31 protein-coding genes are annotated in these 26,476 nt (G+C 71.2%); 8 read left to right on the top strand and 23 right to left on the bottom strand.

Annotated features, from left to right (window positions below; all coding sequences use genetic code 11):
• Positions 1-308: 308 nt before the first annotated feature.
• Positions 309-1,646, bottom strand: coding sequence for a TRAM domain-containing protein (locus AB0M08_RS22630; protein WP_364496435.1), 1,338 nt, complete (start codon positions 1,644-1,646; stop codon positions 309-311).
• A 65-nt stretch (positions 1,647-1,711) separates the two neighbouring features.
• Positions 1,712-3,793, bottom strand: a complete 2,082-nt coding sequence (locus AB0M08_RS22625) for an APC family permease (RefSeq protein ID WP_364496432.1) — start codon at positions 3,791-3,793, stop codon at positions 1,712-1,714.
• Between the two features lie 114 nt (positions 3,794-3,907).
• On the opposite strand from AB0M08_RS22625, the gene AB0M08_RS22620 reads away from it, so the two are divergent.
• Together AB0M08_RS22620 and AB0M08_RS22615 are read left to right on the top strand one after the other, a co-directional pair.
• Positions 3,908-4,573, top strand: coding sequence for a TrkA family potassium uptake protein (locus AB0M08_RS22620; protein WP_364496430.1), 666 nt, complete (start codon positions 3,908-3,910; stop codon positions 4,571-4,573).
• On the top strand, positions 4,570-5,250 hold the full coding sequence (locus AB0M08_RS22615; protein ID WP_364496488.1) for a TrkA family potassium uptake protein: 681 nt from the start codon (positions 4,570-4,572) through the stop codon (positions 5,248-5,250). Before AB0M08_RS22620 ends, AB0M08_RS22615 begins: the two co-directional genes overlap by 4 nt.
• Here the strand turns inward: AB0M08_RS22615 and AB0M08_RS22610 are convergent.
• From AB0M08_RS22610 to dut, 4 genes are read right to left on the bottom strand one after another with little or no spacing between them, the layout of a single operon-like run.
• A complete protein-coding gene (locus AB0M08_RS22610; protein ID WP_364496427.1) occupies positions 5,247-6,038 on the bottom strand; it encodes a DUF3159 domain-containing protein in 792 nt (263 codons plus the stop codon). The genes AB0M08_RS22615 and AB0M08_RS22610 overlap by 4 nt on opposite strands.
• Positions 6,035-6,412, bottom strand: coding sequence for an OB-fold nucleic acid binding domain-containing protein (locus AB0M08_RS22605; protein ID WP_364496425.1), 378 nt, complete (start codon positions 6,410-6,412; stop codon positions 6,035-6,037). Before AB0M08_RS22605 ends, AB0M08_RS22610 begins: the two co-directional genes overlap by 4 nt.
• A 59-nt stretch (positions 6,413-6,471) precedes the next feature.
• Positions 6,472-7,122 carry a DUF3710 domain-containing protein gene (locus AB0M08_RS22600; protein ID WP_364496422.1) on the bottom strand — a complete coding sequence of 217 codons (651 nt, stop codon included), beginning with the start codon at positions 7,120-7,122 and terminating at the stop codon, positions 6,472-6,474.
• A gap of 42 nt (positions 7,123-7,164) precedes the next feature.
• On the bottom strand, positions 7,165-7,617 hold the full coding sequence (dut, locus tag AB0M08_RS22595) for a dUTP diphosphatase (protein WP_364496419.1): 453 nt from the start codon (positions 7,615-7,617) through the stop codon (positions 7,165-7,167).
• A gap of 95 nt (positions 7,618-7,712) precedes the next feature.
• On the opposite strand from dut, the gene AB0M08_RS22590 reads away from it, so the two are divergent.
• On the top strand, positions 7,713-8,210 hold the full coding sequence (locus AB0M08_RS22590) for a DUF3093 domain-containing protein (RefSeq protein WP_364496416.1): 498 nt from the start codon (positions 7,713-7,715) through the stop codon (positions 8,208-8,210).
• On the opposite strand, the gene AB0M08_RS22585 is transcribed toward AB0M08_RS22590, so the two are convergent.
• Both AB0M08_RS22585 and AB0M08_RS22580 read right to left on the bottom strand, forming a co-directional pair.
• Positions 8,176-8,991 (bottom strand): hypothetical protein, encoded by an 816-nt coding sequence (locus AB0M08_RS22585; RefSeq protein WP_364496413.1) that lies wholly within the window; start codon positions 8,989-8,991, stop codon positions 8,176-8,178. The genes AB0M08_RS22590 and AB0M08_RS22585 overlap by 35 nt on opposite strands.
• A gap of 111 nt (positions 8,992-9,102) precedes the next feature.
• Positions 9,103-9,399 carry a DUF4193 domain-containing protein gene (locus AB0M08_RS22580; RefSeq protein ID WP_364496411.1) on the bottom strand — a complete coding sequence of 99 codons (297 nt, stop codon included), beginning with the start codon at positions 9,397-9,399 and terminating at the stop codon, positions 9,103-9,105.
• Between the two features lie 344 nt (positions 9,400-9,743).
• Here AB0M08_RS22580 and AB0M08_RS22575 point away from each other — a divergent pair, with 344 nt between their 5' ends.
• Positions 9,744-10,295: a LytR C-terminal domain-containing protein gene (locus tag AB0M08_RS22575; RefSeq protein ID WP_364496409.1), complete on the top strand. Its 552-nt coding sequence runs from the start codon at positions 9,744-9,746 to the stop codon at positions 10,293-10,295.
• 70 nt (positions 10,296-10,365) lie between these two features.
• On the opposite strand, the gene AB0M08_RS22570 is transcribed toward AB0M08_RS22575, so the two are convergent.
• Positions 10,366-11,181, bottom strand: coding sequence for an inositol monophosphatase family protein (locus tag AB0M08_RS22570; protein ID WP_364496485.1), 816 nt, complete (start codon positions 11,179-11,181; stop codon positions 10,366-10,368).
• 261 nt (positions 11,182-11,442) lie between these two features.
• Between AB0M08_RS22570 and AB0M08_RS22565 the strand changes: the two genes are divergently transcribed.
• Both AB0M08_RS22565 and AB0M08_RS22560 read left to right on the top strand, forming a co-directional pair.
• Positions 11,443-12,996, top strand: a complete 1,554-nt coding sequence (locus AB0M08_RS22565; RefSeq protein ID WP_364496406.1) for an RNA polymerase sigma factor — start codon at positions 11,443-11,445, stop codon at positions 12,994-12,996.
• A 246-nt stretch (positions 12,997-13,242) separates the two neighbouring features.
• Positions 13,243-13,488, top strand: coding sequence for a hypothetical protein (locus tag AB0M08_RS22560; RefSeq protein ID WP_364496403.1), 246 nt, complete (start codon positions 13,243-13,245; stop codon positions 13,486-13,488).
• A gap of 109 nt (positions 13,489-13,597) precedes the next feature.
• Here AB0M08_RS22560 and AB0M08_RS22555 read toward each other — a convergent pair whose 3' ends face one another.
• The 3 genes from AB0M08_RS22555 to AB0M08_RS22545 form a co-directional block, all read right to left on the bottom strand.
• Positions 13,598-15,331 carry a DEAD/DEAH box helicase gene (locus tag AB0M08_RS22555; RefSeq protein WP_364496400.1) on the bottom strand — a complete coding sequence of 578 codons (1,734 nt, stop codon included), beginning with the start codon at positions 15,329-15,331 and terminating at the stop codon, positions 13,598-13,600.
• An 82-nt stretch (positions 15,332-15,413) separates the two neighbouring features.
• Positions 15,414-16,028 (bottom strand): trimeric intracellular cation channel family protein, encoded by a 615-nt coding sequence (locus AB0M08_RS22550; protein ID WP_364496398.1) that lies wholly within the window; start codon positions 16,026-16,028, stop codon positions 15,414-15,416.
• An 8-nt stretch (positions 16,029-16,036) separates the two neighbouring features.
• Positions 16,037-16,261, bottom strand: a complete 225-nt coding sequence (locus tag AB0M08_RS22545) for a DUF3039 domain-containing protein (protein ID WP_364496482.1) — start codon at positions 16,259-16,261, stop codon at positions 16,037-16,039.
• 206 nt (positions 16,262-16,467) lie between these two features.
• Here AB0M08_RS22545 and AB0M08_RS22540 point away from each other — a divergent pair, with 206 nt between their 5' ends.
• Both AB0M08_RS22540 and AB0M08_RS22535 read left to right on the top strand, forming a co-directional pair.
• On the top strand, positions 16,468-17,418 hold the full coding sequence (locus AB0M08_RS22540; protein ID WP_364496396.1) for a pseudouridine-5'-phosphate glycosidase: 951 nt from the start codon (positions 16,468-16,470) through the stop codon (positions 17,416-17,418).
• A gap of 5 nt (positions 17,419-17,423) precedes the next feature.
• Positions 17,424-18,314 (top strand): PfkB family carbohydrate kinase, encoded by an 891-nt coding sequence (locus AB0M08_RS22535; RefSeq protein ID WP_364496394.1) that lies wholly within the window; start codon positions 17,424-17,426, stop codon positions 18,312-18,314.
• A 52-nt stretch (positions 18,315-18,366) separates the two neighbouring features.
• Here the strand turns inward: AB0M08_RS22535 and AB0M08_RS22530 are convergent, their stop codons facing one another.
• From AB0M08_RS22530 to AB0M08_RS22480, 11 genes are all read right to left on the bottom strand, one after another.
• Positions 18,367-18,795 carry a DUF3099 domain-containing protein gene (locus tag AB0M08_RS22530; RefSeq protein ID WP_364496391.1) on the bottom strand — a complete coding sequence of 143 codons (429 nt, stop codon included), beginning with the start codon at positions 18,793-18,795 and terminating at the stop codon, positions 18,367-18,369.
• An 86-nt stretch (positions 18,796-18,881) separates the two neighbouring features.
• A complete protein-coding gene (locus AB0M08_RS22525) occupies positions 18,882-19,457 on the bottom strand; it encodes an HhH-GPD-type base excision DNA repair protein (RefSeq protein ID WP_364496388.1) in 576 nt (191 codons plus the stop codon).
• A gap of 230 nt (positions 19,458-19,687) precedes the next feature.
• Positions 19,688-20,182: a GAF domain-containing protein gene (locus tag AB0M08_RS22520; protein ID WP_364496385.1), complete on the bottom strand. Its 495-nt coding sequence runs from the start codon at positions 20,180-20,182 to the stop codon at positions 19,688-19,690.
• Positions 20,179-20,451: a hypothetical protein gene (locus AB0M08_RS22515; RefSeq protein ID WP_364496383.1), complete on the bottom strand. Its 273-nt coding sequence runs from the start codon at positions 20,449-20,451 to the stop codon at positions 20,179-20,181. The genes AB0M08_RS22520 and AB0M08_RS22515 overlap by 4 nt, the downstream gene beginning before the upstream one ends.
• Before the next feature lie 43 nt (positions 20,452-20,494).
• Positions 20,495-21,541: a methyl-accepting chemotaxis protein gene (locus AB0M08_RS22510; protein WP_364496380.1), complete on the bottom strand. Its 1,047-nt coding sequence runs from the start codon at positions 21,539-21,541 to the stop codon at positions 20,495-20,497.
• Between the two features lie 27 nt (positions 21,542-21,568).
• The gene (locus tag AB0M08_RS22505; RefSeq protein WP_364496378.1) at positions 21,569-21,940 is read right to left on the bottom strand and encodes a response regulator; all 372 of its coding nucleotides are present in this window, start codon (positions 21,938-21,940) and stop codon (positions 21,569-21,571) included.
• The gene (locus AB0M08_RS22500) at positions 21,937-22,212 is read right to left on the bottom strand and encodes a hypothetical protein (protein ID WP_364496376.1); all 276 of its coding nucleotides are present in this window, start codon (positions 22,210-22,212) and stop codon (positions 21,937-21,939) included. Before AB0M08_RS22500 ends, AB0M08_RS22505 begins: the two co-directional genes overlap by 4 nt.
• A complete protein-coding gene (locus AB0M08_RS22495; RefSeq protein WP_364496374.1) occupies positions 22,193-24,562 on the bottom strand; it encodes a chemotaxis protein CheA in 2,370 nt (789 codons plus the stop codon). The genes AB0M08_RS22500 and AB0M08_RS22495 overlap by 20 nt, the downstream gene beginning before the upstream one ends.
• Positions 24,559-24,969 carry a response regulator gene (locus AB0M08_RS22490; RefSeq protein ID WP_364496372.1) on the bottom strand — a complete coding sequence of 137 codons (411 nt, stop codon included), beginning with the start codon at positions 24,967-24,969 and terminating at the stop codon, positions 24,559-24,561. The genes AB0M08_RS22495 and AB0M08_RS22490 overlap by 4 nt, the downstream gene beginning before the upstream one ends.
• Positions 24,969-25,841 (bottom strand): protein-glutamate O-methyltransferase CheR, encoded by an 873-nt coding sequence (locus tag AB0M08_RS22485; protein ID WP_364496369.1) that lies wholly within the window; start codon positions 25,839-25,841, stop codon positions 24,969-24,971. The genes AB0M08_RS22490 and AB0M08_RS22485 overlap by 1 nt, the downstream gene beginning before the upstream one ends.
• On the bottom strand, positions 25,838-26,464 hold the full coding sequence (locus tag AB0M08_RS22480; RefSeq protein ID WP_364496366.1) for a HEAT repeat domain-containing protein: 627 nt from the start codon (positions 26,462-26,464) through the stop codon (positions 25,838-25,840). The genes AB0M08_RS22485 and AB0M08_RS22480 overlap by 4 nt, the downstream gene beginning before the upstream one ends.
• Positions 26,465-26,476 lie beyond the last annotated feature (12 nt).

Genomic DNA, 26,476 nt, shown 5'->3' with positions numbered 1-26,476 from the left:
GTCGCCTCCCCCACCACGCTCAAAAGGCGACCCCCGCCGGCCCTCGCGACGTCCCTGCCCACTCCGGGCCGTCACGCGCTCACGGTCTCGGCTGGTCCTCAGGGGTGTGTCGGGCCCGTCCACACACCCCTGAGCGCCAGCCAACACGGCGACGCGCGCTGCGGACGGGACGCACCGCCAAGATCGCGGCTCGCGGTTCTGGCTGGTCTTCAGGGGTGCCTCACGCGAAGCGAGGCACCCCTGAAGACCAGCCAGAACCGGCGGACGCGCTATGGCCCGGGCTCACCGCCGGGGTCGCGGGGGACGGGTCAGTGTGGGAGGAGCAGGGCCACGCACTCGACGTGCTGGGTCATCGGGAAGCAGTCGAAGGCGCGGAGCTCGGCCACCCGCCAGCCGGCCTTGCGGAAGGTGGCCAGGTCACGGGCGAGGGCCGCCGGGTCGCAGGCGACATAGGCGACCGCGCGTGGTGCGGCGGCGATCACGTCGCGGACCACCCGGGGACCGGCTCCCGCCCGCGGCGGGTCCAGGACCACCAGGTCGACCGGGGCGGTGATCCGGCGGCGGGTCAGGGCCGTCTCGACCTTCGCCTCGACCACCTCGACGGTCGGGAGGTCGGCGAGGCCGGTACGGGCCGCGGCGACCCCGGGCGGCGAGGACTCGACGATCGTGGTGCGGGCGCCGGTCCGGGTGGCCAGGGCGGCGGCGAACAGGCCGGCGCCGCCGTACAGGTCCCAGCTGATCTCGCCCGGCCGTGGGTCCAGCATGGTGAGGACCGCGTCGGTCAGGGTGGCGGCCGCGGCGGGGTGCACCTGCCAGAAGCTCTCCGGCCGGAGTGACCAGGAACGGTCACCGACGGTCTCGGTGACCGTTGTCGGGCCGGCCAGGTGGACCAGGCCGGAGGCGGGCGCCTCGGCGAGATCGTCGTCACCGGAAGCACCGAAGACACCAGAGACATCGGAGACCCCGGAGCCGGAGACCGAGCCGGAGCCGGAGACCGCGCCGGGACCGTCACTCGGGACGGCCGGGCGCTCGAGGACCACGACGTCGCCGGCCCCCGAGGCGGTGACCTGGAGGGATGACGACGCCGGCCAGGTGCGGGCGAGCAGGTCCAGCTCCTGGATCGCCGGGTGGGCGATCAGGCACCGGTCCACGTCGACCACCTGGTGCGAGCGGTGCTGCAGGAGACCGGCCCGGTCGGCGGCGTCCACCGCGTAGCGGATCCGGGTACGCCAGCCCAGTAGCCCGCCGGGCAGCGGCTCCACCCGTACGAAAAACTGCTCTTGATCTTCATCGGGGATGTGCGCCAGCCGGCTGAGCTGCTCCCGGACCACGGCGGTCTTCCAGTCGAGCTGCGCCTCGGCGGAGACATGCTGGAGATCACAACCGCCACAGCCGCCCGGGTGGGCGAAGGCGCACGGAGCCGCGACCCGGTCCGGGGACGGCTCGTGGATCTCGACGGCGTCGGCGCGCAGATAGCTGCGATGGATCTCGGTGATCTCCGCGGTGACCCGCTCGCCGGGCAGCGCGTGCCGGACGAAGACCACCCGGCCGTGCGGGCCGTCCAGCCGGGCCACGCAGTGACCGCCGTGCGCCGGAGCGCCGACGGTGATCTCTATTCGGTCCCCTTCGTACACGTCATCAGCCACCTCCTCCGCTGACGGACGGGACGACGGGCGGGACGACGGGCGGGAGAGCGAGGATGGGCCGGAGGTCATGGGCGATCGCCGCCGTCGGTCTCGGTGACGACCGCCGCGGGCGGGGCCGGCTCCGGCTGCGACTCGGCGGTGGGCTGCGGCTCCGTGTGCCGGAAGCGCGGTCCCCGGGCCGGCGCGTTGTTCAGGCCCCGGTCCAGGCGGGCGAGGTCACGGTCCTGGCTGGACTGCAGCTGCCAGGGCACGCTGACCACCATCACGCCGGGCTCGAAGAGCAGGCGGGCCTTGATCCGCAGCGCGCTCTGGTTGTGCAGCAGGTTCTCCCACCAGCGGCCGACCACGTACTCCGGCACGAAGACGGTCACCACGTCCCGCGGCGAGGTGCGGCGCACGCTCGTCACGAAGTCGATGATCGGCTTGGTGATCTCCCGGTACGGCGAGTCGACCACGGTCAGCGGTGCCGCCAGCTCGCGCCGCTCCCACTCCTGCTGGATGTTGCGGGTGTCCTTGTCGTCCACGTTGACGGTGACCGCGGTGAGCGTGTCCGGCCGGGTCGCCTGCGCGTACGCCAGAGCACGCAGGGTCGGCATGTGCACCTTGCTGACCAGCACGATCGCGTGGTTGCGGGAGGGCAGGACCGGCCGTTCCTCGGTGGGCTTGAGCTCCTCGGCGACCCGCGTGTAGTGGCGGTGGATGGCGAGCATCAGCACGTAGAGCACGATCATCGCGGCGATCGCGATCCACGCGCCGAGCAGGAACTTGGTGATCAGCACCACGATCAGCACGGCGCCGGTGAGGCCCATGCCGAACGCGTTGATCGCCCGGGACCGGATCATCCGGCGCCGGCGCTCCGGATCCCGCTGCAGTCTCAGCAGGCGGTTCCAGTGCCGGATCATGCCGCCCTGGGAGAGCGTGAACGAGACGAACACGCCCACGATGTAGAGCTGGATCAGCCGGGTGGTCTCCGCCTGGAACGCCACGATCAGCACCATCGCGGCACCGGCCAGGAAGACGATGCCGTTGCTGAAGGCGAGCCGGTCGCCCCGGGTGTGGAACTGGCGGGGCAGGTAGCGGTCCTGGGCCAGGATCGAGCCGAGCACCGGGAAGCCGTTGAACGCGGTGTTCGCGGCCAGGAAGAGGATCAGCGCGGTCACGCCGGTGGTGAGGTAGAGCAGCGCCGAACCCTGACCGAAGACCGTCTCGGCGAGCTGGGCGGTGACCGTCTTCTGCTCGTAGTTGACCGGCCCGGAGATGATCTGGGTGGCCGGGTCCTCGACGTACTGCAGGTGGGTCACCCGGGCCAGCAGGATGATCCCGAAGAGCATGATGATCGCGATGCCGCCCAGCAGCATCAGCGTGGTCGCCGCGTTCTTGCTCTTCGGCGGCTTGAAGGCGGGTACGCCGTTGGAGATCGCCTCGACGCCGGTCAGCGCCGCGCAGCCCGAGGAGAACGTCCGCAACAGCAGGAAGACGAAGGCGAAGCTGGTGAGGTGGCCCTCCTCGGCGGAGATCGTCAGTCCCGCGCTGGGCGCCTGGAGGTCCTGTCCGAGGACGAAGACCCGGAACAGGCCGGTCAGGATCATCCCGACGATCACGATGATGAAGAGGTACGTCGGCACCGCGAACGCGGAACCGGCCTCGCGCAGCCCGCGCAGGTTGAGCGCGGTCAGGATGAGGATCGCGGCGATCGCGATGCCCACCTTGTTCTCCGCCACCCAGGGGACGACCGAGCCGAGGTTGTTCACCCCGGACGAGATCGACACCGCCACGGTGAGGATGTAGTCGACGAGCAGGGCACTGGCCACGCTGAGCCCGGCGGGCGGGCCCAGGTTGACCGTGGCCACCTCGTAGTCGCCGCCGCCCGAGGGGTAGGCGTGCACGTTCTGCCGGTAGCTGGCCACGACGGTCACCATGACGACGGCGACCGCGAGGGTCACCCATGGCGAGATGGAGAAGGCGGCCGCACCGGCGATCGAGAGGGTCAGCAGGATCTCGTCGGGTGCGTACGCCACGCTGGAGAGTGCGTCGCTGGCGAACACCGGCAGGGCGATCCGCTTGGGCAGCAGCGTGTGCTGCAGCTTGTCCGAGCGGAACGGCCGGCCGAGAAGCAGCCGCTTGGCTAGAGAGGTGGTACTTGCCACGAGTGCCAAGAGTACGGGCGCCCGTCACCGGGCGTATCCCGCCCCGGACGCGGTGCCTCAGACAGGCGTGGGAGGCTCATCAGCGATCGCAGGACATTCAGGAGGGCACGTACCGTGCACGTGGTGATCATGGGGTGTGGCCGGCTCGGCTCCACGCTGGCACAGAAGCTCGACGCGCAGGGACAACAGGTCGCCGTGATCGACCAGAACGCCGACGCGTTCCGGCGCCTGGGGTCGGATTTCGGCGGGATCACCGTCAACGGGATCGGCTTCGACCGGGACGTGCTGCGCGCCGCCGGCATCGAACGGGCCGACGCGTTCGCCGCCGTCTCGAGCGGTGACAATTCCAACATCATCTCGGCACGGCTTGCGCGCGAGACCTTCGGTGTGACGCGGGTGGTCGCCCGGATCTACGACGCCAAGCGGGCGCAGGTCTACGAGCGGCTCGGCATCCCGACCGTGGCGACCATCCGCTGGGCCGCCGACCGGATGTTCCGCTTCCTGATGCCCGAGGACCACAACGAGGTCTTCCGCGACCCGACCAGCGTGGTCAGCATCGTCGAGGCGCCGCTGCACCGTGACTGGGTGGGCCAGACGGTCAAGAGCCTGGAGGACGAGACCGGGGCCCGGGTGGCGTACCTGACCCGCTTCGGGGTGGGGGTGCTCGCCCAGCCCTCCACCCTGCTCCAGGACGGTGACCAGGTCTTCGTGCTGGTCACCGACGAGACCGTGGGCCGGGTCCTGGACCGCGCCCTGCACGCCGGGAAAGAAGGACACTGACCATGCGCATCGCCATCGCGGGTGCCGGCAACGTGGGCCGGTCCATCGCTCAGGAGCTGATCGGCAACGGGCACGAGGTGATGCTGATCGAACGGCAGCCGCGTCAGCTCTGCCCGGAGCGGGTGCCGGAGGCCCAGTGGGTACTCGCCGACGCCTGCGAGCTGAGCAGCCTGGAGGAGGCCGACGTCGCGTCCTGCGACGTGGTGGTCGCCGCCACCGGTGACGACAAGGCCAACCTGGTCGTCTCGCTGCTGGCCAAGACCGAGTTCGCGGTCGGCCGGGTGGTGGCCCGGGTGAACCGGGCCGAGAACGAGTGGCTCTTCACCGAGCAGTGGGGCGTCGACGTCTCGGTGAGCAAGCCGCGCCTGATGGCCGCACTGGTCGAGGAGGCGGTGACGGTCGGCGACCTGGTCCGGCTGATGACCTTCCGGCAGGGCGAGGCGAACCTGGTCGAGATCACCCTGCCCAAGAACGCGCCGTACGAGGGGAAGCCGCTGCGCGCCGTGCCGATGCCGCGGGACGCGGCGCTGGTCGCGATCCTGCGCGGCAAGCGGGTCCTGGTGCCGACACCGGACGACCCGCTGGAGGCCGGCGACGAGCTGATCTTCGTCTGCACCAGTGAGGTGGAGGAGCAGATCCGCGCCGTGGTGCTGGGGCCGTCGGCGGCGGAGGCCTAGGCCTCTTTCAGCTCGGTCTGCTGGGCCGTCTCGGTCTGCTGGGCCGAGGTGATCCGGTGGATCGCCCACGCGGTGTAGGCGAACGTCGCGGCGTAGATCGGCCAGCTCACCAGGATCCGGACGATGCCGAGGGCGTTCGCCTCGCCGAGCGCCCAGAGGTAGTACTGGATACCGGCCCGCAGGCAGAGCGAGGCGACCCAGAGCAGGGTGAGCCACTGGAACGCCCGGAACAGCCGGGCGTTGCCGAACCAGTTCTGCTGGCCCTTGTTCGCCATGATGCCCCACGCGTACCCGATCAGCGGCTTGCGGAACACCACCGAGAGCAGCAGGACGCCGGCCTGGCCGAAGGTGAGCAGGATGCCGGGGAGGTAGAAGTTCTTCGCGTCCCCGGTACGCCACGCGAGGTAGGCGCCGACCGCGATGCCGAAGAGCCCGTTCACCGCGTGCCGGACCGGCTGCTTGCGGGACAGCCGGACACCGCCGATGGCGAGCGCCGAGACGACCGAGCCGATGATCGCCCAGAGCAGCGCGGTGCGCTTCTCCAGGCCCAGGACCGCCTCGCCGAAGAGCACGTTGAGCACCACGAACGCGAGCACCGGAACGCTCGACTCGATCAGCCCGCGCACACCGCCGAGCTGCTCGGCGATCTGCTCGCTCATCGACGGGAGCGGCTCCTCGTCCGTCTCCCGGTCCGGGACCGGGTGCAGGTCGAGCTCCTCGACGATGTCCTCGGCGACCCGCTCCTCGACCGATTCGTGCGCGGCGTGGCGCGGCTCGCTGTGACTCACCGGGGCGCCTCCAGCTCGTAGTACGGGTTGTAGATGACCTTGCGGTCGTCCCGGATCGCGATCCGGCCGCGAGCGGTGAGCTGGCGCCCCGGTTCGATGCCGGCGATCGACCGGCGGCCCAGGAAGACCAGCGTGACCACGTCGCTGCCGTCCCAGAGGTCGGCCTCCAGGGTCGGCAGGTTGGTGCGAGGAGTGTACGCCACGGTGCGCAGCCGCCCGGACACCGAGACGATCTGCCCCCGGCTGCACTGACCGGCCGGCACCGCCCCGCACTTGGCGCTGTCCCGCTGAAGCTCCTGAGCGTCGAGCTCCGAGTCCGTGGCGGTCAGCCTGTCCAGGAATCTGCGCAGGCCCGTACGCTCGTCGGTAGTCATGACCCCGTGTCGCCTCTCTGCCACACCGCGGAACCTGACTCCCACGGTACGCCGACGACCTAGGCCTCCTGCTGTGCGGGCCCCTGCTCCGCCATCTCCTTGGGCAGGCGCATCGGCAGCGGCTCGCGGACCGGGCGGGGCTCGTCGTCGCGGACCACGACCAGGCCGGTGAGCACGTCGCCGAGCACGCCCTCGCGGGACGGGTCGGCGGCGGCCGCGCCCTGGAAGAGCGCCCGGACCATCCAGCGCGGGCCGTCCACGCCGAGGAAGCGGACGTCGGCCGGTCCGTCCGGGGTGTTCACCCGGGCGGTCAGCTCGACGCCGTACCGTCCGGTGGTCTCCCGCGGCGCGACGCCGTCGGAGGCCATCGCGGTGGCGATCTCCTCGCGCACCTCGTCCCAGATGCCCTCGGTCCGCGGCGCCGCGAAGACGCCCAGTTGCAGCGCGCTCTCGCCGTCCACCAGGACGACCTGCTCGACGCCGCCCTCGGGGTTGGCCTGCACCCGCACCTCGACGCCCTCGATCGCGGGGATCCGCAGGGAACCCAGGTCCAGGCGCTGGACGTCGGCCGGTGCGTGCTTCACGTCGTACGGCCCGAACTCCGGCGCGGGCGGCTCGCCGTCGGAGGCCAGGCTCTGGGCGAGCGCCTCGGAGGGCGGCGCGTCGGCCGCGCGTACGTGCTTGGCGCCACCGCGCTTACGGGAGAACATCTGCCTGCCAGCCTTTCCGGTGTTTCCGTGGTGAGAGCTCTGTCAGAGTGCCTGGTGCCCGCCGGTGGAGCCGTGCCCGCCGGTGCCCCGCGCGGTGTCGTCGAGGGTGTCCACCGGGTGGAACACCGCCCGCTCCACCCGCTGGATCACGAGCTGGGCGATCCGGTCCCCACGCGAGATCTTGGCGGTCTGCTCCCGGTCATGGTTGATCAGGTTGACCAGGATCTCGCCGCGGTAACCGGCGTCGACCGTACCGGGCGCGTTGAGCAGCGTCACCCCCAGCCGAGCGGCCAGTCCGGAGCGGGGGTGCACCAGGCCGACGTACCCGTCCGGCAGGGCGATCGCCACACCGGTCCGCACCAGGGCACGGGCACCCGGCTCGATCTCCACCTCGTCCCGCGCGACCAGGTCCGCGCCCGCGTCGCCGGGGTGCGCGTACGCGGGCAGGGGCAGATCCGGGTCGAGCCGGCGGACCTGGATGACGACGTCGGTCACGCGGGTGATCCTCACACTTCGTACGGCTGTCGGGGCGGCACCTACCCTGCCATCCTGCCGTGCCCGGCAACGGAGGCGCGCCGTACCCTTCGAGGGTGACAGCAGAGTCCCCGGACCGCACCTCCACGACCCATCAGGAGCGCCTCACCCTCCCCTGGTGGGGCTGGCTCGTCGCTCTGGTGACCGCGGCCGTCCTCGCCCTCGAGGCGGTGTTCGGCCTGGCCCTGCGCCCGGTCTGGCTGCCGTTCGCGGTGCTGCTCCCGCTCGCGGTCCTGCTGATGATCCCGCTCAACCGGCTGCGCGTCGCGGTGACCGGCGACGAACTGCTGGTGGACGACGCCCGGCTGCCGGTCGCGGTGATCGCGGACGTGGTCGCCCTCGACGCCGAGGGCAAGCGGGAGGCGCTGGGCGTCGGCTCGCATCCGCTGGCCTTCGTCGTCCAGCGCCCCTGGATCGGTACGGCCGTGCAGGTCCTGCTCGACGACCCGGCGGACCCGACCCCGTTCTGGATCGTCGGCACCCGGCACCCGGTCGAGCTGGCCACCACGCTGCGCCGGGTCAGCCGGGAAGCGCGCGCCGCCCACTCTTCTTGAGGTCGGCACACACCTTCTCGCCCACGCCGCGGGTCGCCCGGCGGTTCAGGTAACTCGCGACCGCGGCCCCGGTCAGCATCGGGCCCATCGTGGTGAGGTTGCGCCCGAACCGGCGCAGCAGCGATTTCTGCAGCTCCTTGCGGGCCGCCGTGCCGAGCACGCTGGCCACGCCGACGCCGGGCACCAGCGGGTTCACCCCGCGCTGACCGGCCCAGGACTGGACCAGGGCGAGGGCGCGCTCGGTGCCGCTGCCGGAGACCGGCTGCCCGTACACCTCGTGCAACTCGCCGATGAGCTTCATCTCGATCGTCACCACGGCGATCGTCTCGGCCGAGAGCAGCACCGGAGCGGAGAGCAGCGTCGGCGCCGCGGCCCACTCCACGGCCGCGATCCCGCCACCCGCCGCGCCCACCCCGGCGGTCGCCCGGGCGGCGTTGCGGATCAGCCGCTCCGCCAGCGCCTCGCCGTCCAGCCCCGGGAAGTGCCGTCGCAGCGTCTCGATATCCCGGACCGGGACGTGGGGAGCCACGTCGGCGACCACGTCGGCCATCCAGCGCAGCGCCGACCGAGGCTTGAACACCTGGCCGATGCCGCGGCGGCGGACGTCGCCCACGAGCCGGCCCAGCAGCCGGCGCCGCCCGGCGGGCTCCAGGTCGTCGGCGGTGAGGGCCGCGACGGTGCGGCCCAGCTCCTCGTCGGCCTGAGCCTGGGCAGGCGTCTCTGACGGGTCGGCGCCGATAGCGTCGACGCCGGTGTCGGGTACGTGGTCCGGTTGACTCATCGTCGTCCTCCCCGTCGTCGTCACCGGTAATGGTGCCCGGTTGCGCCTAAGGGTCAAACCCCGTGTCAATGTCCCCGTGTGGTGTGTCGTGTCCCGCGGACGAGCCCGCCGTCAGGCGCACTCTCGGCAGATCAGATCCCCGTTGCGCTCCGCCGCCAGCTGGCTGCGGTGATGCACGAGGAAGCAGCGGGAGCAGCGGAACTCGTCGGTCTGCATCGGCAGCACCTTGACGGTGAGCTCCTCGTCGGCGAGGTCGGCGCCGGGCAGCTCGAAGCTCTCCGCCACCTCGACCTCGTCGACGTCCACTGCGCCCGACTGCGAGTCGGCGCGACGGGCCTTGAGCTCCTCGAGGCTGTCCTCGCCGAGGTCGACCTCATCGCGACGCGGGGCGTCGTAGTCGGTGGCCATCGGTCTTCACTCTCCTGTATCGATGTGTCACTTGGCGTTAGTAACGCCGGTGACAAGGTTTCGGTTCCCGGTTCCGCCAGACGATTTCTGACACTCGTCCGACACCGGGAACGGGCCTGGCGAGCGCGGAACCTTACCGCTGTCGCGGCAGGCTTGTACGCCTCCTGGCGGCACATTGTTCCCGATGTGACTGAGGCGACATCAAAGTAGGGGCACCAGCCTCTGGATCATCGTCGGCACGCCGGAAGCATTCCCTGTTTCCGCGCCCTTGGCGGACAGACGCTAACCTCTCGACAGGTCCGGTGACCTTACCGAACCGATCGTCCGATCCTGGAGCCAACCCCATGAGCTTTGCGCGCGTCCGAGCGCTGGTCGTCGTCGGCGTGCTCGCCGTCGCCGCGGTGGTCTTCGTCATCGTGGCGCTGGTCCGCGACACGCAGGGCGGCAGCACCAGCGGCAGCGACTGCCCGGCCGGCTCCGCGATGGCCGACATGACGCTCCCGGACGACCCCGCCGAGGTGACCGTCAAGGTGCTGAACGGCACCAACACCGCGGGACTGGCCGACTCGGTGAGCACCGAGTTCAAGAATCGCCGGTTCAACACCCAGACCCCGGGTAAGAGCAAGACCAAGTACAAGGGCGTCGCCGAGATCCGGTACGGCCCGGACGCCGTCGGCAAGGCCCAGTTGCTGCGAGCGTACTTCCTGGCCCAGTCGGAGATGGAGTACAACGCGAAGCGCAAGGGCGCCACGATCGAGATCGTGATCGGCAGCCGCTTCCAGCAGCTCGCCACCACGACCGAGGTCAACCAGTCGCTCGTCGAGGTCGGCGAGCCGACCCTGCCGCCCGGCGCCTGCGTCAAGCCGGTGACCGAGAAGACCGAGGAAGAGAGCTAGTCGCGAGATCCGGCCGGCACACGGGGTCCCGGCCGGATCCGCTTCGCAAATCGGCTATCCGCCGGCCGATTCAGGCGCCCCCGGAGGCGTCCAGCTCCACCAGCAGGTCGTGCAGCGGCCCGTGCAGGGCCGGCGGCGCGACGAGCACCATGTCGACCCCCGGCTCCCGTCCCGCGAGCCCGGTGACGAGCAGGCCCGCCTCCGCGGCGATCAGACCGCCGGCCGCGTGATCCCAGTGGTTGAGACCCTTCTCGAAGAAGGCGTCCAGGATCCCCTCCGCGGTGAAGCAGAGGTCCAGCGAGGCCGAGCCGAGGCGCCGGATGTCACGGATCCGGGTGATCATCCGATGGAGTACCGCCGTCTGGTGGTCCCGGCGGCGAGAGTCGTACCCGAAGCCGGTGCCGACCAGGGTCTGTCCCAGCTCGGTCTCGGACGAACCGGTCAGCCGCCGCCCGTCGCGCCAGGCGCCGCCGCCCCGCGTCGCGGTCCACTCGTCGCCGGTGACGATGTTCCGCACCACCCCGGCCACCACCACGCCGTCCACCTCGGCGGCGAGCGAGACGGCGTAGTGCGGGACACCGTAGAGGTAGTTGACCGTCCCGTCGATCGGGTCGAGGATCCACCGGACCGCGCCCGGCTCGACCGGTGCGGCGCCGCCGCCGTACTCCTCGCCCAGCACGGTGTCGCCCGGCCGGCCTGCCTGGAGCGCCTCGATCACCTGCCGCTCCACCGCCTTGTCGGCCGCGGTCACCACGTCGGTGTCGGTACTCTTGGTCTGCACGTCGCCGATCGCCTCGCTCCGCATCCGGTGCGCGGTGGCCGCGGCCTCCCGGGCCACCCGGATCGCGATCGACAGCAGCTCGTCCGGCGCCGGCGCGCCCGAAATCTCGCTCACGTTTGGGTCCTTTCCGCCGATACCATTCTCGCGCTCAGCGCTTCCGGCGAGGTCGTCGGGCCCTGGCGGCGTGCTGCGGGGGGAGGATCTCGTTCGACGGCGCTACAATTCACCCCTGCCCACGCTTCACGGACACCCACCACGGACCGCTCCGCGACCCGGGGGCTCCCACACCGACTCCAGCAAGACCCGCCCCCGCGCGCCGTGCTGGGTCCTGGCCGTGCCCAACTCATCGCCTCCGGAAGGTCATTCGTGACAGAAGCCCACCAGAACGGTGCCGACGTTCGCTCTCTCACCGAGGCCCTGATCACCCACGCTCAGGGTGCGGGCGGGCAGCTCACATCGGCCCAGGTCGCGCACACGCTCGAGTCCGCCGCGGTGAACCCCGCACAGGCCAAGAAGATCCTGCGTGGGCTGGTGGATGCCGGCATCACGGTGGTCGTGGACGGCTCCCAGAGCACCCGGCGCAAGGTCGCCGCGGCCCGGTCCGCCACGCCCGCGTCGAAGGCCACCACCGCCAAGACGGCACCGGCCAAGAAGGCCGCGCCCGCCCCGAAGCAGGCCGCTCCGGGCGACCCCAGCAAGCCGCCGGTCCGCAAGGCCACCGCCGCGGCGAAGGCCGCACCGGCCCGCAAGGCCACCACCGCCGTCGCCGGCAAGGCCGGTCCGGCGAAGGCCGCGAAGCCCGGCGAGGGCCCCGAGGGCGAGGAGATCGATCCCGAGGAGCTCGCCGCCGGCATCGAGGACGTGGTGGTCGACGAGCCGCCCGCCATGGTCGCGGCCGCCGCCACCGACGCCGCCAGCTCGGCGACGGACGGCGACTTCGAGTGGGACGACGAGGAGTCCGAGGCCCTCAAGCAGGCCCGCCGTGACGCCGAGCTGACCGCCTCGGCCGACTCGGTCCGGGCGTACCTCAAGCAGATCGGCAAGGTTCCGCTGCTCAACGCAGAGCAGGAGGTCGAGCTCGCCAAGCGGATCGAGGCCGGCCTCTACGCCGCCGAGCGGCTGCGCGCCGCCGACGAGGGTGAGGAGTCGCTCGAGCGCAACTTCGAGCGCGACCTCAAGTGGATCAACCGGGACGGCGAGCGGGCCAAGAACCACCTGCTCGAGGCGAACCTCCGCCTCGTGGTCTCGCTGGCCAAGCGGTACACGGGTCGCGGCATGGCGTTCCTGGACCTGATCCAGGAGGGCAACCTCGGCCTCATCCGCGCCGTCGAGAAGTTCGACTACACCAAGGGCTACAAGTTCTCCACGTACGCCACCTGGTGGATCCGCCAGGCCATCACCCGCGCCATGGCCGACCAGGCCCGCACCATCCGCATCCCGGTGCACATGGTCGAAGTGATCAACAAGCTCGGCCGGATCCAGCGTGAGCTGCTCCAGGACCTGGGCCGCGAGCCCACCCCGGAGGAGCTCGCCAAGGAAATGGACATCACGCCGGAGAAGGTGCTGGAGATCCAGCAGTACGCGCGTGAGCCCATCTCCCTCGACCAGACCATCGGCGACGAGGGAGACAGCCAGCTCGGTGACTTCATCGAGGACTCCGAGGCGGTCGTCGCGGTCGACGCGGTCTCCTTCTCGCTGCTGCAGGACCAGCTCCAGCAGGTGCTGCAGACGCTCTCCGAGCGCGAGGCGGGTGTGGTCCGGCTGCGTTTCGGCCTGACCGACGGTCAGCCTCGCACCCTGGACGAAATCGGTCAGGTTTACGGCGTCACCCGCGAGCGGATCCGCCAGATCGAGTCCAAGACGATGTCCAAGTTGCGTCACCCGTCGCGGTCTCAGGTCCTCCGCGACTACCTCGACTAGGACGTTCAGTCAACATTGCGTGTCCAAATGGTCACCACCCGTACATCAACGGGTGGTGATCAGACTGTTGTGCAGAAGTGATCGTTGACGTGGCACCCTGGGATCACGGCACACTAGCTGCAAGCCACGTGTGATCCCGGTCCCCCCGGGGCACTGTGGGAAGGCTGCAACGGTGCAGGGTGTTGCACGATGTGTGAGCAGTAGCCGAGGAACATGTTCATCGGTGACGAACAGAGGAGGAAGGCGATGACCCCGACCCTCACGCCGCCGGCGGGAAGCCTGGCCGGCCTAGCAGCCGATGAACGGTGCGACCGCTGCAATGCAGCTGGGAAGCTCCGTTTGACCCTGGCAGGCGGTGGCGAGCTCGTGTTCTGCGGGCACCACGCCAACCGGTACGCCGAGGACCTGGTGAAGATCGCCGTGCAGTATGCGGCGGATCCCGACTTCACCTGGCGTGGCGCGGACATGATGTCCAACCCGTCGAGTAACTAGCTAGCAGCGGCCCCCAACTGAAGACAGAAAAAGGCGCCCCGGTCGACCGGGGCGCCTTTGCCGTGCCCGTCTTCTTTTCCGAAGGGCCCGTTTGAGGCCCCTCAGAGCGTCACAGCGTCTGGACCGTCGCGATCCGCTCCTCCAACTGCTCGATGGTGGCCTGGGCGCTCGGAGGGCCGCCACAGAGCCGCCGGAGCTCGGCGTGGATCTTGCCGTGCGGCAGGTTGGTCCGGTGGTGGTGCGCGGCCACCAGGGTGTTGAGCTGACGGCGCAGGGTGGCCCGCCGCTCCCCCGCGCTCATCGGCACGACCGGCTCGGGCCGCGGCTCCGGCACCGCGTTCTTCGCCTGCTCCGCCTCCAGCCGCTTCTGGTTGGCCAGCTGCTCGGACTGCCGCTTGGTGAGCAGCGCGGTCACCTGATCGGGGGTGAGCAGCCCGGGGAGACCGAGGTAGTCCGCCTCCTCCGCGGTGCCGGTCCGGGCCGGCACGCCGAACGCGGTGCCGTCGTAGATGACCTGGTCCAGCTCGGCGGTGGCGGAGAGGGACTCGAACTTCTTGTCCAGGTCGCCGAGCGCGTCCTCGGCCTTCTGCGCGCGCTCCAGCAGCTCGTCGTCGAGGCCGTCCTTCTCCTTCGGCGCGCCGAGGACGTGGTTGCGCTGCGCCTCCATCTCACTGGCCAGCCCGAGCAGGTGCGGGACGCTGGGCAGGAAGACGGTGGCGGTCTCGCCCTCCCGGCGGGCCCGGACGAACCGGCCGATCGCCTGGGCGAAGTAGAGCGGGGTGGAGGCGCTGGTGGCGTAGACGCCGACCGCCAGCCGCGGGATGTCGACCCCCTCGGAGACCATCCGGACCGCGACCATCCAGCGGTCCTCGGAGTCGGCGAAGGTGGCGATCCGGCCGGAGGCGCCCTCGTCGTCGGAGAGGACCACGGTCGCCGACTCGCCGGTCAGATCGTGGATCATCTTCGCGTACGCCCGGGCGGCCTGCTGGTCGCTCGCGATGACCAGCCCGGCCGCGTCCGGCATCCCGTGCTCGCGGATCTTGTTGAGCCGGGCGTCGGCGGCGCGCAGCACCTGCGGCATCCAGTCGCCCCGGTGGTCCAGGGCGGTCCGCCAGGCCTGCGCGACCAGGTCCTTGGTCATCGGCTCGCCCAGCCGCGCGGCCAGCTCGTCACCGGCGTTGGTCCGCCACCGGGTCTCCCCGGAGTACGCCATGAAGAGCACCGGGCGGACGACCCGGTCCTTGAGCGCGTCGGCGTACCCGTAGACCGAGTCCGCCTTCGACCGCTGCAGACCGTCCTGGCCGCGCTCGTACGAGACGAACGGGATCGGATTGTCGTCGGAGCGGAACGGGGTACCGGTGAGCATCAGGCGGCGCTCGGCCGGCTCGAAGGCGTCCTTGACCCCGTCACCCCAGGTCCGCGAGTCGCCGGCGTGGTGGATCTCGTCCAGGATCACGAAGGTGCGCCGGGTCAGGGTGCGCCGCTTGTGCACCGCGGGGGCCATGCCGACCTGGGCGTACGTCAGCACCGCACCGTGGAAGTCCCGGGACGAGTGCACGTCCGCGTTGCGGAACTTCGGGTCGAGCTGGATGCCGACCCGGGCCGCGGCCTGCGCCCACTGGGTCTTCAGGTGCTCGGTCGGGCAGACCACGGTGACCGCGTCGCAGGTGCCGTCGACGAGCATCTCCGCGGCGATCCGCAGCGCGAAGGTGGTCTTGCCGGCGCCGGGCGTGGCGACCGCCATGAAATCCCCGGAGCGACGACGGAGGTACTCCACCATCGCCTTGCGCTGCCAGGCCCGCAGGGGCGGGAAGATCTCCAGGTTCGGCAGGGTCGGGCTCAAGCTCCGGCGGTCCCTTCATCCATGGAAAAACCCCCGCGGTGTGGGTCGCGGAGGCGAGACTCCAGCATAGCCGTGACGGGGCTTACGGCATGGCCACCGGAGCCGACCAACGACGGCGGAGAGCCAGCAGCCGGACCCCGGTCATCAGGGCTGCGGCGCAGATCACGGGGGCGAGACCGGCGAATCCGAGCCGGTGCAGAATCGTGACCAGAACCGCCCCGCCGAGCGCGATGATCGCGTACACCTCGCGCTGCAGCACCACCGGGATCTCCCCGGTCAGCAGGTCGCGGACGAGCCCGCCGCCGATCGCGGTGAGCATCCCCACAAGGCAGGCGCCGACTGCCGGCACGCCGGCGTCGAGCGCCTTGAGCGTGCCGGTCGCGGTGAAGAGCCCGAGGCCGCAGGCGTCGAGGAGCAGCACGGTCCGCCGCACCCGGTTGAGCCTCGGGTGCAGCCAGAAGACCGCGATCGATGCGGCCACCGCGGTGATCGCGTACCGCCAGTCGGCGAAGGCCAGTGGCGGGACCGCGCCGATCACCAGGTCGCGCAGGATGCCGCCACCCAGGGCGGCCGCGAAGCCGACGAACGCCACCCCGAACAGGTCCAGGCGTTTCGCGACGGCGGCCGAGCCTCCGGAGGCGGCGAACACCGCGACACCGATCAGATCGGCGACGAGCAGGCCGTACTCACTCGTCACCGGGCCGGTCAGGCCTTCATGGTCTCGTAGATCTCCTTGCACTGCGGGCAGACCGGCGAGCCCGGCTTGGGCGATTTCGTCACCGGGAAGGTCTCACCGCAGAGCGCGATCACGAAGTTGCCCATGACGGCACTCTCCGCGATCTTCTCCTTGCGCACGTAGTGGAACATCTCAGGACCGGTGTCGGCGTCCTTGGTCTCCGGACGCTCCAGGATCTGGGTGCTCACGGGTATCTGCCCTTCAGGAGTTCGCTTGGGTGGTGGAGTGAGGCTCCAGCCGACAAGTCTGACACCTCACGCCTGAGCGGTCCAACGACAACGGGGCTGGCCAGCACCGTACGGTAGGGGCGGTCGTGTGCGACTGCACCGAGCGGCACGGCGCCGCACCGGCCCCACGGCCTCGCAGGCGAGGGCCAGAAGGGCACGACGATGGAGGCACTGTGACTGACTTCGCTATTCACTACGGCGACCACGTGATCCGTGCTCGCCGGGACGGCCGGCCGGTGGTGGCTCTGGAGAGCACGATCATCTCGCACGGGCTGCCGCACCCCGACAACCTCCGGGTGGCCCGGGAGATCGAACAGACGGTCCGGGACAACGGCGCGGTCCCGGCCACCATCGGCATGATCGGCGGGCAGCTGATCGCCGGGCTCGACGACGCCCAGATCGAGCACCTCGCGCTCGCCGGCGACGTGGCCAAGCTCTCGGTGCGCGACCTGGCCATCGCCGCGGCGCGGAAGGCCGACGGCGCCACCACGGTCGCCGCCACCAGCGCGGTCGCCGCGGCCGCGGGCATCGGCGTCTTCGCCACCGGCGGCCTCGGCGGCGTGCACCGGGAGGCCAGCGTCACCTTCGACGAGTCGGCCGACCTGACCGCGCTGGCCGGCACGCCGATCGTGGTGGTCTGCGCCGGGGTCAAGTCGATCCTCGACGTGGGCGCCACCCTGGAGCGCCTGGAGACCCTCGGCGTCTCGGTCGCCGGGTACGGCACCAAGCGCTTCCCGGGCTTCTTCATCACCGACGGCGGCTTCGACGTCGACTGGGAGCTGGGCACGCCGGACGAGGTCGCCGACTTCATCCGGGCCCGCCGCGACCAGGGCGTCACCGAGGGCGCGCTGGTGCTGGCCAACCCGCTGCCGGCCGACGAGCAGCTCGACCCGGAGCTGCACGACCGCACGCTGGCCAGCGGTCTCGCCGCGCTGGCCGAGCAGAACGTGACCGGCAAGGCGGTGACCCCGTTCCTGCTGGCGCACTTCCATTCCAGCACCGACGGGCAGAGCCTGGCCACCAACGTACGGATCATCCTGCGCAACGCCGCCCTGGCCGCCAGGATCGCGGTCGCCGAGAGCTCCGGCACCACCGCGCCGCTGGGCTTCGCCGCCCCCGCGTAACGCCGATGAGTGCCGTGATCGTCGTCGGTGACCTGGTCACCGACGTCCTCGTCGAACACGAGGGGCCGATCCAGGCCGGTTCGGACACCGCCGCCGCCATCCGGGTGGGTGGCGGCGGTCAGGCGGCCAACACGGCCGCCTGGCTGGCCCACGCCGGCCGGGAGGTGATCCTGGTCGCGGCGGTCGGCGACGATCCGGCCGGCCGGGACCGGGTGGCGGAGCTGGAGACCGCCGGGGTGCGCTGCGCCGTCCAGGTGGTGCCCGGCGTCGCCACCGGCAGCGTGGTCGTGCTGACCGGCGCCGACGAGCGCACCATGATCACCGATCGGGGCGCCTCGCTGCGGCTCACCCCGGAGCACGTCACCGCGGTGGTCGAGGGCGCGCCGTCCGGTACCCACCTGCATCTCTCCGGCTATCCGCTGCTGCACGAGGGTTCCCGTGCGGCGGGCCTCGCGGCCCTGGCCGCCGCCGCCCGGCGGGGGATCACGGTGAGCGTCGACGCGGCGTCGGCGGCCCCGTTGCGGGACGTGGGCGGTTCCGTCTTCCTGGCCTGGGTACGGGAGGCCGACCTGCTCCTGGCCAACGCCGACGAGTCCGAGGTGCTCGCCGCCGCGCCGGCCTCGCCCGACGGCCGGGCCCGGGAACTGCTCGCCCACGTGCGGAACGCGGTCGTGAAGCGGGGCTCCCGCGGCGCGGTCTGGGCCGGACGGGACGGCTCGCTGGTGACCGGAGGGGCGGAGAGCGTACCCGTGAAGGATCCGACCGGCGCGGGTGACGCCTTCGCCGCCGGCCTGCTCATCGCCTGGCTCGCGGGTTCCGGCCCGGCGGCCGCGCTCGCGGCCGGAGCCGCACTGGGCGCCGCCGCCGTACAACGGATCGGCGCCCGCCCGGCCTAGCCCGGCCTGCCCGCCCGGCGACCGGCCTGCGGGTTCGTGCGGGACCCTCGCGTCAGTGGGGGTGGCGCCGCTGCTCGGCGATCCGCGCGCTCTCCTGCGGCGCGGCGGGCGGCGGCTCCACCACCTCGGAGTCGACCACGGTGAAGTGCTGCTCCGCGTCGGCCCGGCCCCGCTCCAGCGCGGCCTGCCGGCGCTCCTCGCGGGCCGCGGCGTCGGCGGCCCGCTCGGCCTTGCTCTTGGGCGCCCGGTCGTTGGCGATCAGCACCGCGGCCCAGGGCAGGAAGACCATCCCGGCCACGCAGAACACCAGCCAGACCGGGAGCAGCGGCACCCGCGCGCTGATCAGAACGCCACCCAGGATCAGGCATCCGGCCCGCACGCTCATCATCGTCACGTAGCGGATCTGCCGGCTGCGTAGCTGGTCACCCTGGCTGCGAGCCGCGTCGGTGATCAACACCGGCCGTTCCGGCTGTTTCTTCACGACAGGGTTCTCCGTTCGACCTCGTCATCCTCGCACCGGCCGGAGATCAACGGCCACCCGACCTGGCCCGTGTTTCGGAACCCGGGCTAACCCTTGGCGGCCTTGGCCTCCGCCTTCGCCGCCTTCTTGTACTCCCGGACCCGCGCCAGCGATTCGTCGTCGACGATGTCCGCGACCGATCGGTAGGCGCCCTCGCCGCCGTAGCCGTCCGCCGCCTCCCGCCAGCCGTCCGGCCGTACGCCACACTGCTTGCCGAGCAGCGCCACGAAGATCTGCGCCTTCTGCTTCCCGAACCCGGGCAGCGCGAAGATCCGCCGGTACAGCTCGGCCCCGGTCGCGGCGTCCCGCCAGAGCGCCTCGACGTCCCCGTCATACCGATCCACGATCACCCGGCACACCTCCTGCACCCGGGCGGCCATCGCCTTCGGAAACCGGTGCAGCGCCGGCGGCGTCGCGAAGATCTCCAGCAGCGCTTCCGGATCGAACTCGGCCAGCTCGACCGCCGTCGGCTCGTGCCCGAGCCGCTGAGCCAGCACGAGCGGCGAGGTGAACGCCTTCTCCATGGTGATCTGCTGATCCAGCACGAGCCCCAGGAGCACCGCCAGCGGACTCCGATCAAGAAGGGCGTTGGCTTCGGCGTCAATAGGCAGTGAGAACGTCACCACACCATTCTGCGACCCCACCGGTCTGTACCGGCCGGTGGGCTGGGTTCATCCCCGCGAATCACTAGAGAAAATGCGTAAAACGCTCATGTAGCCATTATGGTGGATTACCCGACCTTATGGCACAGATGATGACGAAGTAACCTACAGCCACCTTCTCCCTGAGATCGTCACGGCCACCGATGGCCGGATCCTGAAGCGACCGGCTCGCTGGCGATGACCACGAACCGTCAGGGTGGTGGGGTGGCGTGGAGCTCGATGCGGCGGACGGCCTCGTCGGCCATCTCGGCGAGGAAGACCAGGTCGTCGTCGGGGAAAGCGCGTGGGCGCGTGTCCAGGGCGCAGAGACCGCCCAGCACGTGGCCGGTCGAGGAGAACAGCGGGGCGCCGACGTAGGAGCGGAAGCCCTCGACCGTGACCAGCGGGTTGTCCCGGAAGCGGGGGTCGGCGGCGAGATCGGGGACGGCCCGGGCCTGGCTGCCGAAAAGGAGCATGCCGCAGAAGGCCCACTCGATCGGGGTGCCGCCCGCCTCGGCGACCCACTCCGGGACCGGGCCGTGTCCGGCGAGGATGACCTGGGCGTCGTCGAGCAGGATGTCGACCAGGGCGAACGGGGTGTCCATCGCCGCGGCGACGGTGTCCACCACGTCGCCGAGGTAGTCGCGGTGGAGCTCGCGGTCCAGGCCGAGCCGGGCGACGTCGCGGAGCCTGGCCGTGGACCTCACGACTGCACCGTCCTCGCCAGGGCCTCGTACGTGATGATCCGGACCTTCAGGGAACGGCCCGCGACCCGGCTCAGCTCGCCGATCTCCATCACGTGCTCGGCCACCCGGCGCAGGTCGGCCGGGCTCTGCACCGGGCGCTGCAGCCCGAGCGACTGGACGGCCAGACCCCACAGTCCCTCGGCCACCTTGGGCCCGACCAGGTCCGCGAAGGCCTTCACGGCGTCCTTCTCGGTCGGCAGATCGTGGCCGTACTCTTCGATGCGAGCCATCGCGGTCGCCCTTCCCTGCGGTCGATGTGGCGGTCGATGAAGCTCAGAACAGTTCGATCAGCGGTTCCGTGTCGGCTCCGCCGCCCGCGCCGGTCTGCTCGGCATGGGTGGCCCGCTGCCGGGACATCACGTGCTTGGCCCGGAGGTCCTCCACGTTGATCGACGCCTCGCGCAACTCCTCCTCGGTGAGCCGGCCCCGGGCGTACGCGCCGACCCGCTCGGACTGCCGGCACACGTCCGCGACGGCGTCGGCCACGTGCTCCAGCATCTGCCGGCTGATGTCCTGGAACTGGACGTGACCCACCGCGCCGGTGCTCTCCGCGGTGAGGGCGGCGGTGCTGCGCTGGACCTGTTCGGCGGCCTGGATGGTGTCCCGCAGGATCCCGCTGACCATCTGTGACATCTCCCGCTGCGCGTTCGCGATCCCGCCGAGCCGGCGGGTCATCGCGGTGTCCTCGTTCGTCTGCGGGAACTCCTGCCCCCGGTCGAACGCGGTGTCGTCGGAGAGCACCGAGTCCAGCTTCGCAGTCAGGTCGTGGATGTTGCTGCCGATTCCGTGTGCCGCCTCGGCGGACCGGTGGGCCAGTTTGCGCACCTCGTCGGCGACGACCGAGAAGCCCTCGCCCGCGTCGCCGGCCCGGACCGCCTCGATCATCGCGTTCAGCGCGAGGATGTTGGTGGCCCGGCTGACCTCCTCGATCTGCTTGACGTGCTGGTCGAGCTCGCGCATCCGGTCGACCAGGGCGCGGATCTGGCTGTCCCGGTACAGGAAGTACGCGATCAGGCGCCCGACCAGCTGGTCGTTCGACTCGCCGACCTGGCCGAGCTCACTCTCGGTACGGGTGAGGGTGCCGGCGAGCTGGGACACGTCGCCGGCCATCACCTCCGCGAGCGAGTCGACCGCAACGAGCTGCTGGATGATCGCATGCGCGGCGTCCCCGGTCTGCTCGATGACGTCGCGCACGTGACCGTCGATCACATCGCAGTACGCCGGGATCGGGTCCAGCGCCTCGGCCACGACGTCCCCGCGCACGCCCTGCTCGGCCGGCTCGTCCGGGGAGAGCGAGAGCTTACGGAGAAGACTGGGCATGCGATACCTCTCATCGACGAGGGGCGCTCAGGCCCCGGGCAGCACCTGCTTGATCACACCGAGCAGCTGGTCCGGTCCGACCGGCTTGACCAGCCAGCCAGTGGCGCCGGCGCTCTTGGCCTCGGCGCGCTTGCTCTGCTCCGACTCGGTGGTCAGCATCAGGATCGGGGTGAACCGCATGCCCGGGGCCTTGCGGGCCTCGCGGGCGAAGGTGATCCCGTCCATCTGCGGCATGTTGACGTCGCTGATGATCAGGTTCGGCTTGACCCCCTTGCCGAGCTTCTCCAGGGCCTCCTTGCCGTGGCCGGCGGTCTCCACGGTGTATCCGGCCTTGGTGAGGATCGACTTCAGGCTCATCAGCATGGTGGCGGAGTCGTCGACGAGCATCACGGTGGTCATGGCGGTTCGGTCCCCTGTCGGCTGGCTGGGCCGCTGCTCCCGGTGAGCAGCGGGAGCACCTGGGCCGCCAGGAAGGCGTCCTTCGGTGCCGCTGATACCTTCGGCCGGAACAACAACAACGCCTGGAGCGCGCCGGTATGCAGATGGTTGCATCGGCGCAGGCTGACCCGGGGCCGCTGGGAGCCCCGGAGCCAGGCGGTGAGCTGCTCCACCTCGTCGACGGTCACCACGCCGATCAGCGTGGCGCTGTCGTCATGCAGTTCGAGCGGCAAGCCCCAGCACCTCCTTCACGTTGAGCACCAGCAGCACCAGGCCGTCGCCGAGCAGTGCGGTGCCGGAGAACTCGTCGGCGTAGGCGAGCAGTCCGTCCATCGGTTTGAGGATCACGTCGACCTCGCGGTGGAACTGCGAGACGAGCAGCCCGATCCGCTGACCGTTGACCGCGACCACCAGGATCGCCCGGTCGGCGGCGGGATCCGGGGTCCAGGGCATCTCCAGGGCCCGGGCCAGGTCGACGACCGGGACCACCTCGCCGCGCATCACCACCACGTCCTGGTGCAGCACCCGGCCCATCTCGGCGGCCGGCATCCGGACCGTCTCGACGACCAGGTCGACCGGGACGCCGAAGCGCTGTCCGGCCACGCTCACCACCATCACCTGGGTGACCGCCATGGAGAGCGGCAGCCGCAGCCGGGTCACGGTGCCCGCGCCGAGGGTGGAGCGCATCGTCACGGTGCCGCCGAGCTTCTCCACGCTGGCCCGCACCGCGTCCATCCCGACACCGCGCCCGGACAGGTCCGAGACCTGGTCGGCGGTCGAGAAGCCCGGGCGGAACACCAGGTCCACCGCTTCACTATCGCTCAGCGACTCCAGCTCTTCCTCCGAGATCAGGCCTTTCTCGTACGCCTTCCGTTTGACCCGCACGGGATCCACGCCGCGGCCGTCGTCGGACACCTCGACGATCACCGCGTCCCCGTCGGCGACCGCGGCCAGAGTGAGCCGGGCGGTCTGCGGCTTGCCCGCCGCGATCCGCTCCGCGGGCGGTTCGATGCCGTGGTCCAGGCTGTTGCGCACCAGGTGCACCAGCGGATCGCCGAGCGCCTCGATCACGTCCTTGTCGGCCATGGTGTCCTCGCCCTCGGTCACCAGCTCGATGGTCTTGCCGAGGCGTCGGCTCAGGTCGCGGACCAGGCGCGGGAACCGGCCGAACGCCACCGAGAGCGGCAGCATCCGGACGTCCATCACCGCGGCCTGCAACTCCTCGGCGATCCGGTGCATGCCCGCGTACTGGTCCTTGATCCGCCGGCTGAGCACCCGGCTGCCGAACTCCTCCTCGGCCGCGTCGGCCAGGAAGGTCAGCCCGTTCTTCGCCACGTTCAGCTCGCCGACCAGCTCCATCAGCCGGTCCACCTTCTCCTGGTCGACCTTGAGCACCCGGGTGCCGACCTGGCCGCCCGGGTCGTCGGCCCGGCCCGCCGCCTCGGCCGGTACCGCCGCCGGGGGCGCCGCGAGCGCCTCGATGACCGGCGGCGCCACCGCGGGCGGCTCGGCGACCGGCTCGTCGGGCGCCTCGCCGAGCAGGCCCTCGACCGCGGCGTTGACCGTCTCCCGGTCCGCGCCGGCCAGGTCCAGCGGTACGCCGAGCACGTGGGCGGCGGCGGTCACCGCGTGGATCAGGGCGAGCAGCTGGGTGCCGGCCGGCTCGCCGATCGCCAGCGTCCGATGGGCCGCGGCGAGCACCGCCCGGGCGTCGGCGGCGAGCGCCGGGTCGACGGCCAGCGCATGGGCGGCGTGCGGGTGGACGGCGACCGGCTCGGGCTCACCGGAGAGGTGCCGGTTGATCGCGGCGGCGTCCAGCTCGGCGATCTGGACCTGGTCGGGGACGTAGCGGAACAGGTATTCCAGTTCACCGGCAGAGGCCCGGGTGGCGAGCACGAAGGAGAGCAGGCAGACGTACTCGTCGTACTCCTCGGTGGCCGGCCACCGCTCCGGCGGGACCACGATCAGGCGGTCCATGCCGGGCACCTGGCGGACCAGGTGCACCGGGTCCTCGGCACGGAAGAAGCAGTCCTGGTCCGGCAGGTACCGGACGAACCGCAGCGTCGCGGTGGTGGTGTCGAGCCAGGTCGCGACCTCGGTCAGCCACTCGGTGCCGAACGTCGCCAGCCAGTCCGGGGGTGGGTCGATCGCGCGTACCGGAAGACTCTCGGAACCGGCGGCGGAGGCCGCCGCAGCATCGCCACCGAGAGGCGCACGCAGCTTGGCGATCAGACCGGAGGCGTCGCCGCCGGCCGTCGCGGGCAGGCGCTCGTGCTGGGTGACGTGCGCGAGCCAGCCGCGGATCAGGTCGAAGGAGGCGAGCAGGTCGTCGGTCATCCCGGAGTCGAGGGCCAGCCGGCCGCCGCGGACCGCGTCCAGCAGGTCCTCGGCGGCGTGGGTGAGCCGGGTCAGCTCCGGGAAGTCGAAGAGCCCCGACGAACCCTTGAACGTGTGCGCGGCCCGGAACACCTCGTTGACCAGGTCCGGATCGCCGGGGTCACGCTCCAGCTGGAGCAGGCCCTCGTCGACCGAGGCGAGCAGGTCGTTCGCCTCGGCGAGGAACTGGGCGAGCAGCGGGTTCATGCGACCGGGCCCTTCCCCCAGGTGAGCATCCGGGCCACCCGGACCAGCCGCTCCGCCGCGACCGGTTTGACCAGGTAGAGGTTTGCCCCGGCCTGGTACGCCCGGTCCGCGTCGCCGGACCGGTCCTCGGTGCTGATCATCAGCACCGGCGCCGCGCTGCCCACCGTCTCCGAACGGAGCGTCTCGACGCAGGCGTAGCCGTTCATCTTCGGCATGTTCACGTCCACCACGAAGAGGTCGTACGCGGTGCCCATCGCGGCCTCCACCGCCTCCAGCCCGTTCGCGGCCTCGGCCACCTCGAACCCGGCCTCGCCGAGCAGGCTGGTGTGGTAAAGCCGCACCGTGGCGGCGTCGTCGACGACGAGCACCCGGGCCCGCGCCGGTGTTTCCGCAGTATCCAGGCTCATCACGTGGCTCCGGTCGGTCGCTGGTAGACGATGCCCTCCGGCAGGCGGGTCGGTGTGAAGATCGGCGAGATCCGGCTCATCGACTCGGAGTGGCCGAGGAAGAGGTAGCCGCCCGGGCGCAGCGCGCCGAACAGGTTCTCGGCGGCCCGCCGGCTGGAGAGCTCGTCGAAGTAGATCAGCACGTTGCGGCAGAAGATCACGTCGTAGTCGCGGTACGACCGCATCGCCGCGGTGTCGCAGACGTTCACCCGGTGCAGGGTGACCGCGCCGCGGATGCCCTCGTCGACCTGGTAGCGGCCGGCGCCGACCGGGACGAAGTACTTGGCCAGCCAGGGCTTCGGCACCCGCTGCAGGGATCGCTCGCCGTAACTGGCGTGCGCCGCCTTGGCCAGCACCTCGCTGTCGATGTCGGCACCGTGGATCTCGACGTCCACGTGGTCGATCTGGTCCCACTCCTCCAGCAGGCGGAGCGCGATCGAGTACGGCTCCTCCCCGGTCGAGCAGGGCAGCGAGAGGATCTTCACCGGCCCGGCCATCCGGTGCACCCCACCCCGCGCGGCCAGCACCGCCGGGAGCACCGTGCTGAGCATCGCGTCGAACTGGTAGTCCTCGCGCAGGAAGTACGTCTCGTTGACGGTCAGCTCGTTGATGACCTGCTGCAGCATCTCCGGCTTCTCGTTCATCCGCAGCGCGGCGAACCAGCTGGTGAACGTGCCGTACCGGGACTCCCGGATGCAGGCCTCGATCCGCTTGTCCACGAAGTACCGCTTCGACGGGGCGAAGTGGATCCCGGTCCGCTTGTAGAAGTACTCGGTGAAGCGCTCGAAGTCGGCGTCGGCGAGCCCGGCACCGGTCGCGGCGGTGCTCGTCATAGTGCCGGTCCGGTGAGCCGGGGCAGGGCCGCCCGTACCGTGAAGCTCAGGAACGGATCGTCCGGGAAGCGGGCCGCGGCGGCCTCCAGCACCGGGGCGTGCTCCGGGCCGGCCGCCGGGAGCAGCGCGTCGATCGCGGCGGTCACCACGTTCGGGTGCGGATCCTCGGCGATCATCCGGACCAGCCAGGTCTTCGCCTCCGGGTGGGCCAGATCGGCCAGCACCATCGCGGTCATCACCCGGACGTCGTGGTCCGGGGCGGCCATCAGGCTGGGGACCAGGTCGGGCACCGAGAGCGGCATGGTGGCCAGCGCCTCGGCGACCGCGGTCCGCAGCCCGGCCTCGTCGCTGGCCAGGTGGATCGCGAGACCGCCGGCCACCACGTCGGTGTCGTGTGCGGCCAGCGTGGTCAGGATCGCGTCCCGGACCCGGGGCACCGGTTCGGCGCCGACCCGGGCGAGCAGTTCGGGGATCGCCTCCGGCGCGCCGACCAGGTCCAGCGCGGCCTCCCGGCGCTGGTCCGGATCCGCGTCGCCGAGCCGGGCGATCAGCGCCGCCACCGGCTCCTGCTCCGGCGGCGCCGTCACCGGCTCCTGGGGGGCCTGCTTGCGGACGAGTCCCACCGTGATCTCCTT

It is taken from the genome of Actinoplanes sp. NPDC051851 (assembly GCF_040681165.1).
Classification (GTDB): Bacteria; Actinomycetota; Actinomycetes; order Mycobacteriales; family Micromonosporaceae; genus Actinoplanes.
The sequence above is the reverse complement of the archived record's forward strand: the minus strand, read 5'-3'. Positions and strand labels throughout refer to the sequence as shown.

Excerpts from the sequence above, each read along its gene's own strand:
- AB0M08_RS22515 (WP_364496383.1), bottom strand. The coding sequence starts at position 20,451 with ATGGCTCGCATCGAAGAGTACGGCCACGATCTGCCGACCGAGAAGGAC.
- AB0M08_RS22560 (WP_364496403.1), top strand. The coding sequence starts at position 13,243 with ATGACCCCGACCCTCACGCCGCCGGCGGGAAGCCTGGCCGGCCTAGCA.
- AB0M08_RS22575 (WP_364496409.1), top strand. The coding sequence starts at position 9,744 with ATGAGCTTTGCGCGCGTCCGAGCGCTGGTCGTCGTCGGCGTGCTCGCC.
- AB0M08_RS22605 (WP_364496425.1), bottom strand. The coding sequence starts at position 6,412 with ATGACTACCGACGAGCGTACGGGCCTGCGCAGATTCCTGGACAGGCTG.
- AB0M08_RS22495 (WP_364496374.1), bottom strand. The coding sequence starts at position 24,562 with ATGAACCCGCTGCTCGCCCAGTTCCTCGCCGAGGCGAACGACCTGCTC.
- AB0M08_RS22600 (WP_364496422.1), bottom strand. The coding sequence starts at position 7,122 with ATGTTCTCCCGTAAGCGCGGTGGCGCCAAGCACGTACGCGCGGCCGAC.
- AB0M08_RS22580 (WP_364496411.1), bottom strand. The coding sequence starts at position 9,399 with ATGGCCACCGACTACGACGCCCCGCGTCGCGATGAGGTCGACCTCGGC.
- AB0M08_RS22485 (WP_364496369.1), bottom strand. The coding sequence starts at position 25,841 with ATGACGAGCACCGCCGCGACCGGTGCCGGGCTCGCCGACGCCGACTTC.
- AB0M08_RS22510 (WP_364496380.1), bottom strand. The coding sequence starts at position 21,541 with ATGCCCAGTCTTCTCCGTAAGCTCTCGCTCTCCCCGGACGAGCCGGCC.
- AB0M08_RS22535 (WP_364496394.1), top strand. The coding sequence starts at position 17,424 with ATGAGTGCCGTGATCGTCGTCGGTGACCTGGTCACCGACGTCCTCGTC.
- AB0M08_RS22490 (WP_364496372.1), bottom strand. The coding sequence starts at position 24,969 with ATGAGCCTGGATACTGCGGAAACACCGGCGCGGGCCCGGGTGCTCGTC.
- AB0M08_RS22505 (WP_364496378.1), bottom strand. The coding sequence starts at position 21,940 with ATGACCACCGTGATGCTCGTCGACGACTCCGCCACCATGCTGATGAGC.
- AB0M08_RS22585 (WP_364496413.1), bottom strand. The coding sequence starts at position 8,991 with ATGAGTCAACCGGACCACGTACCCGACACCGGCGTCGACGCTATCGGC.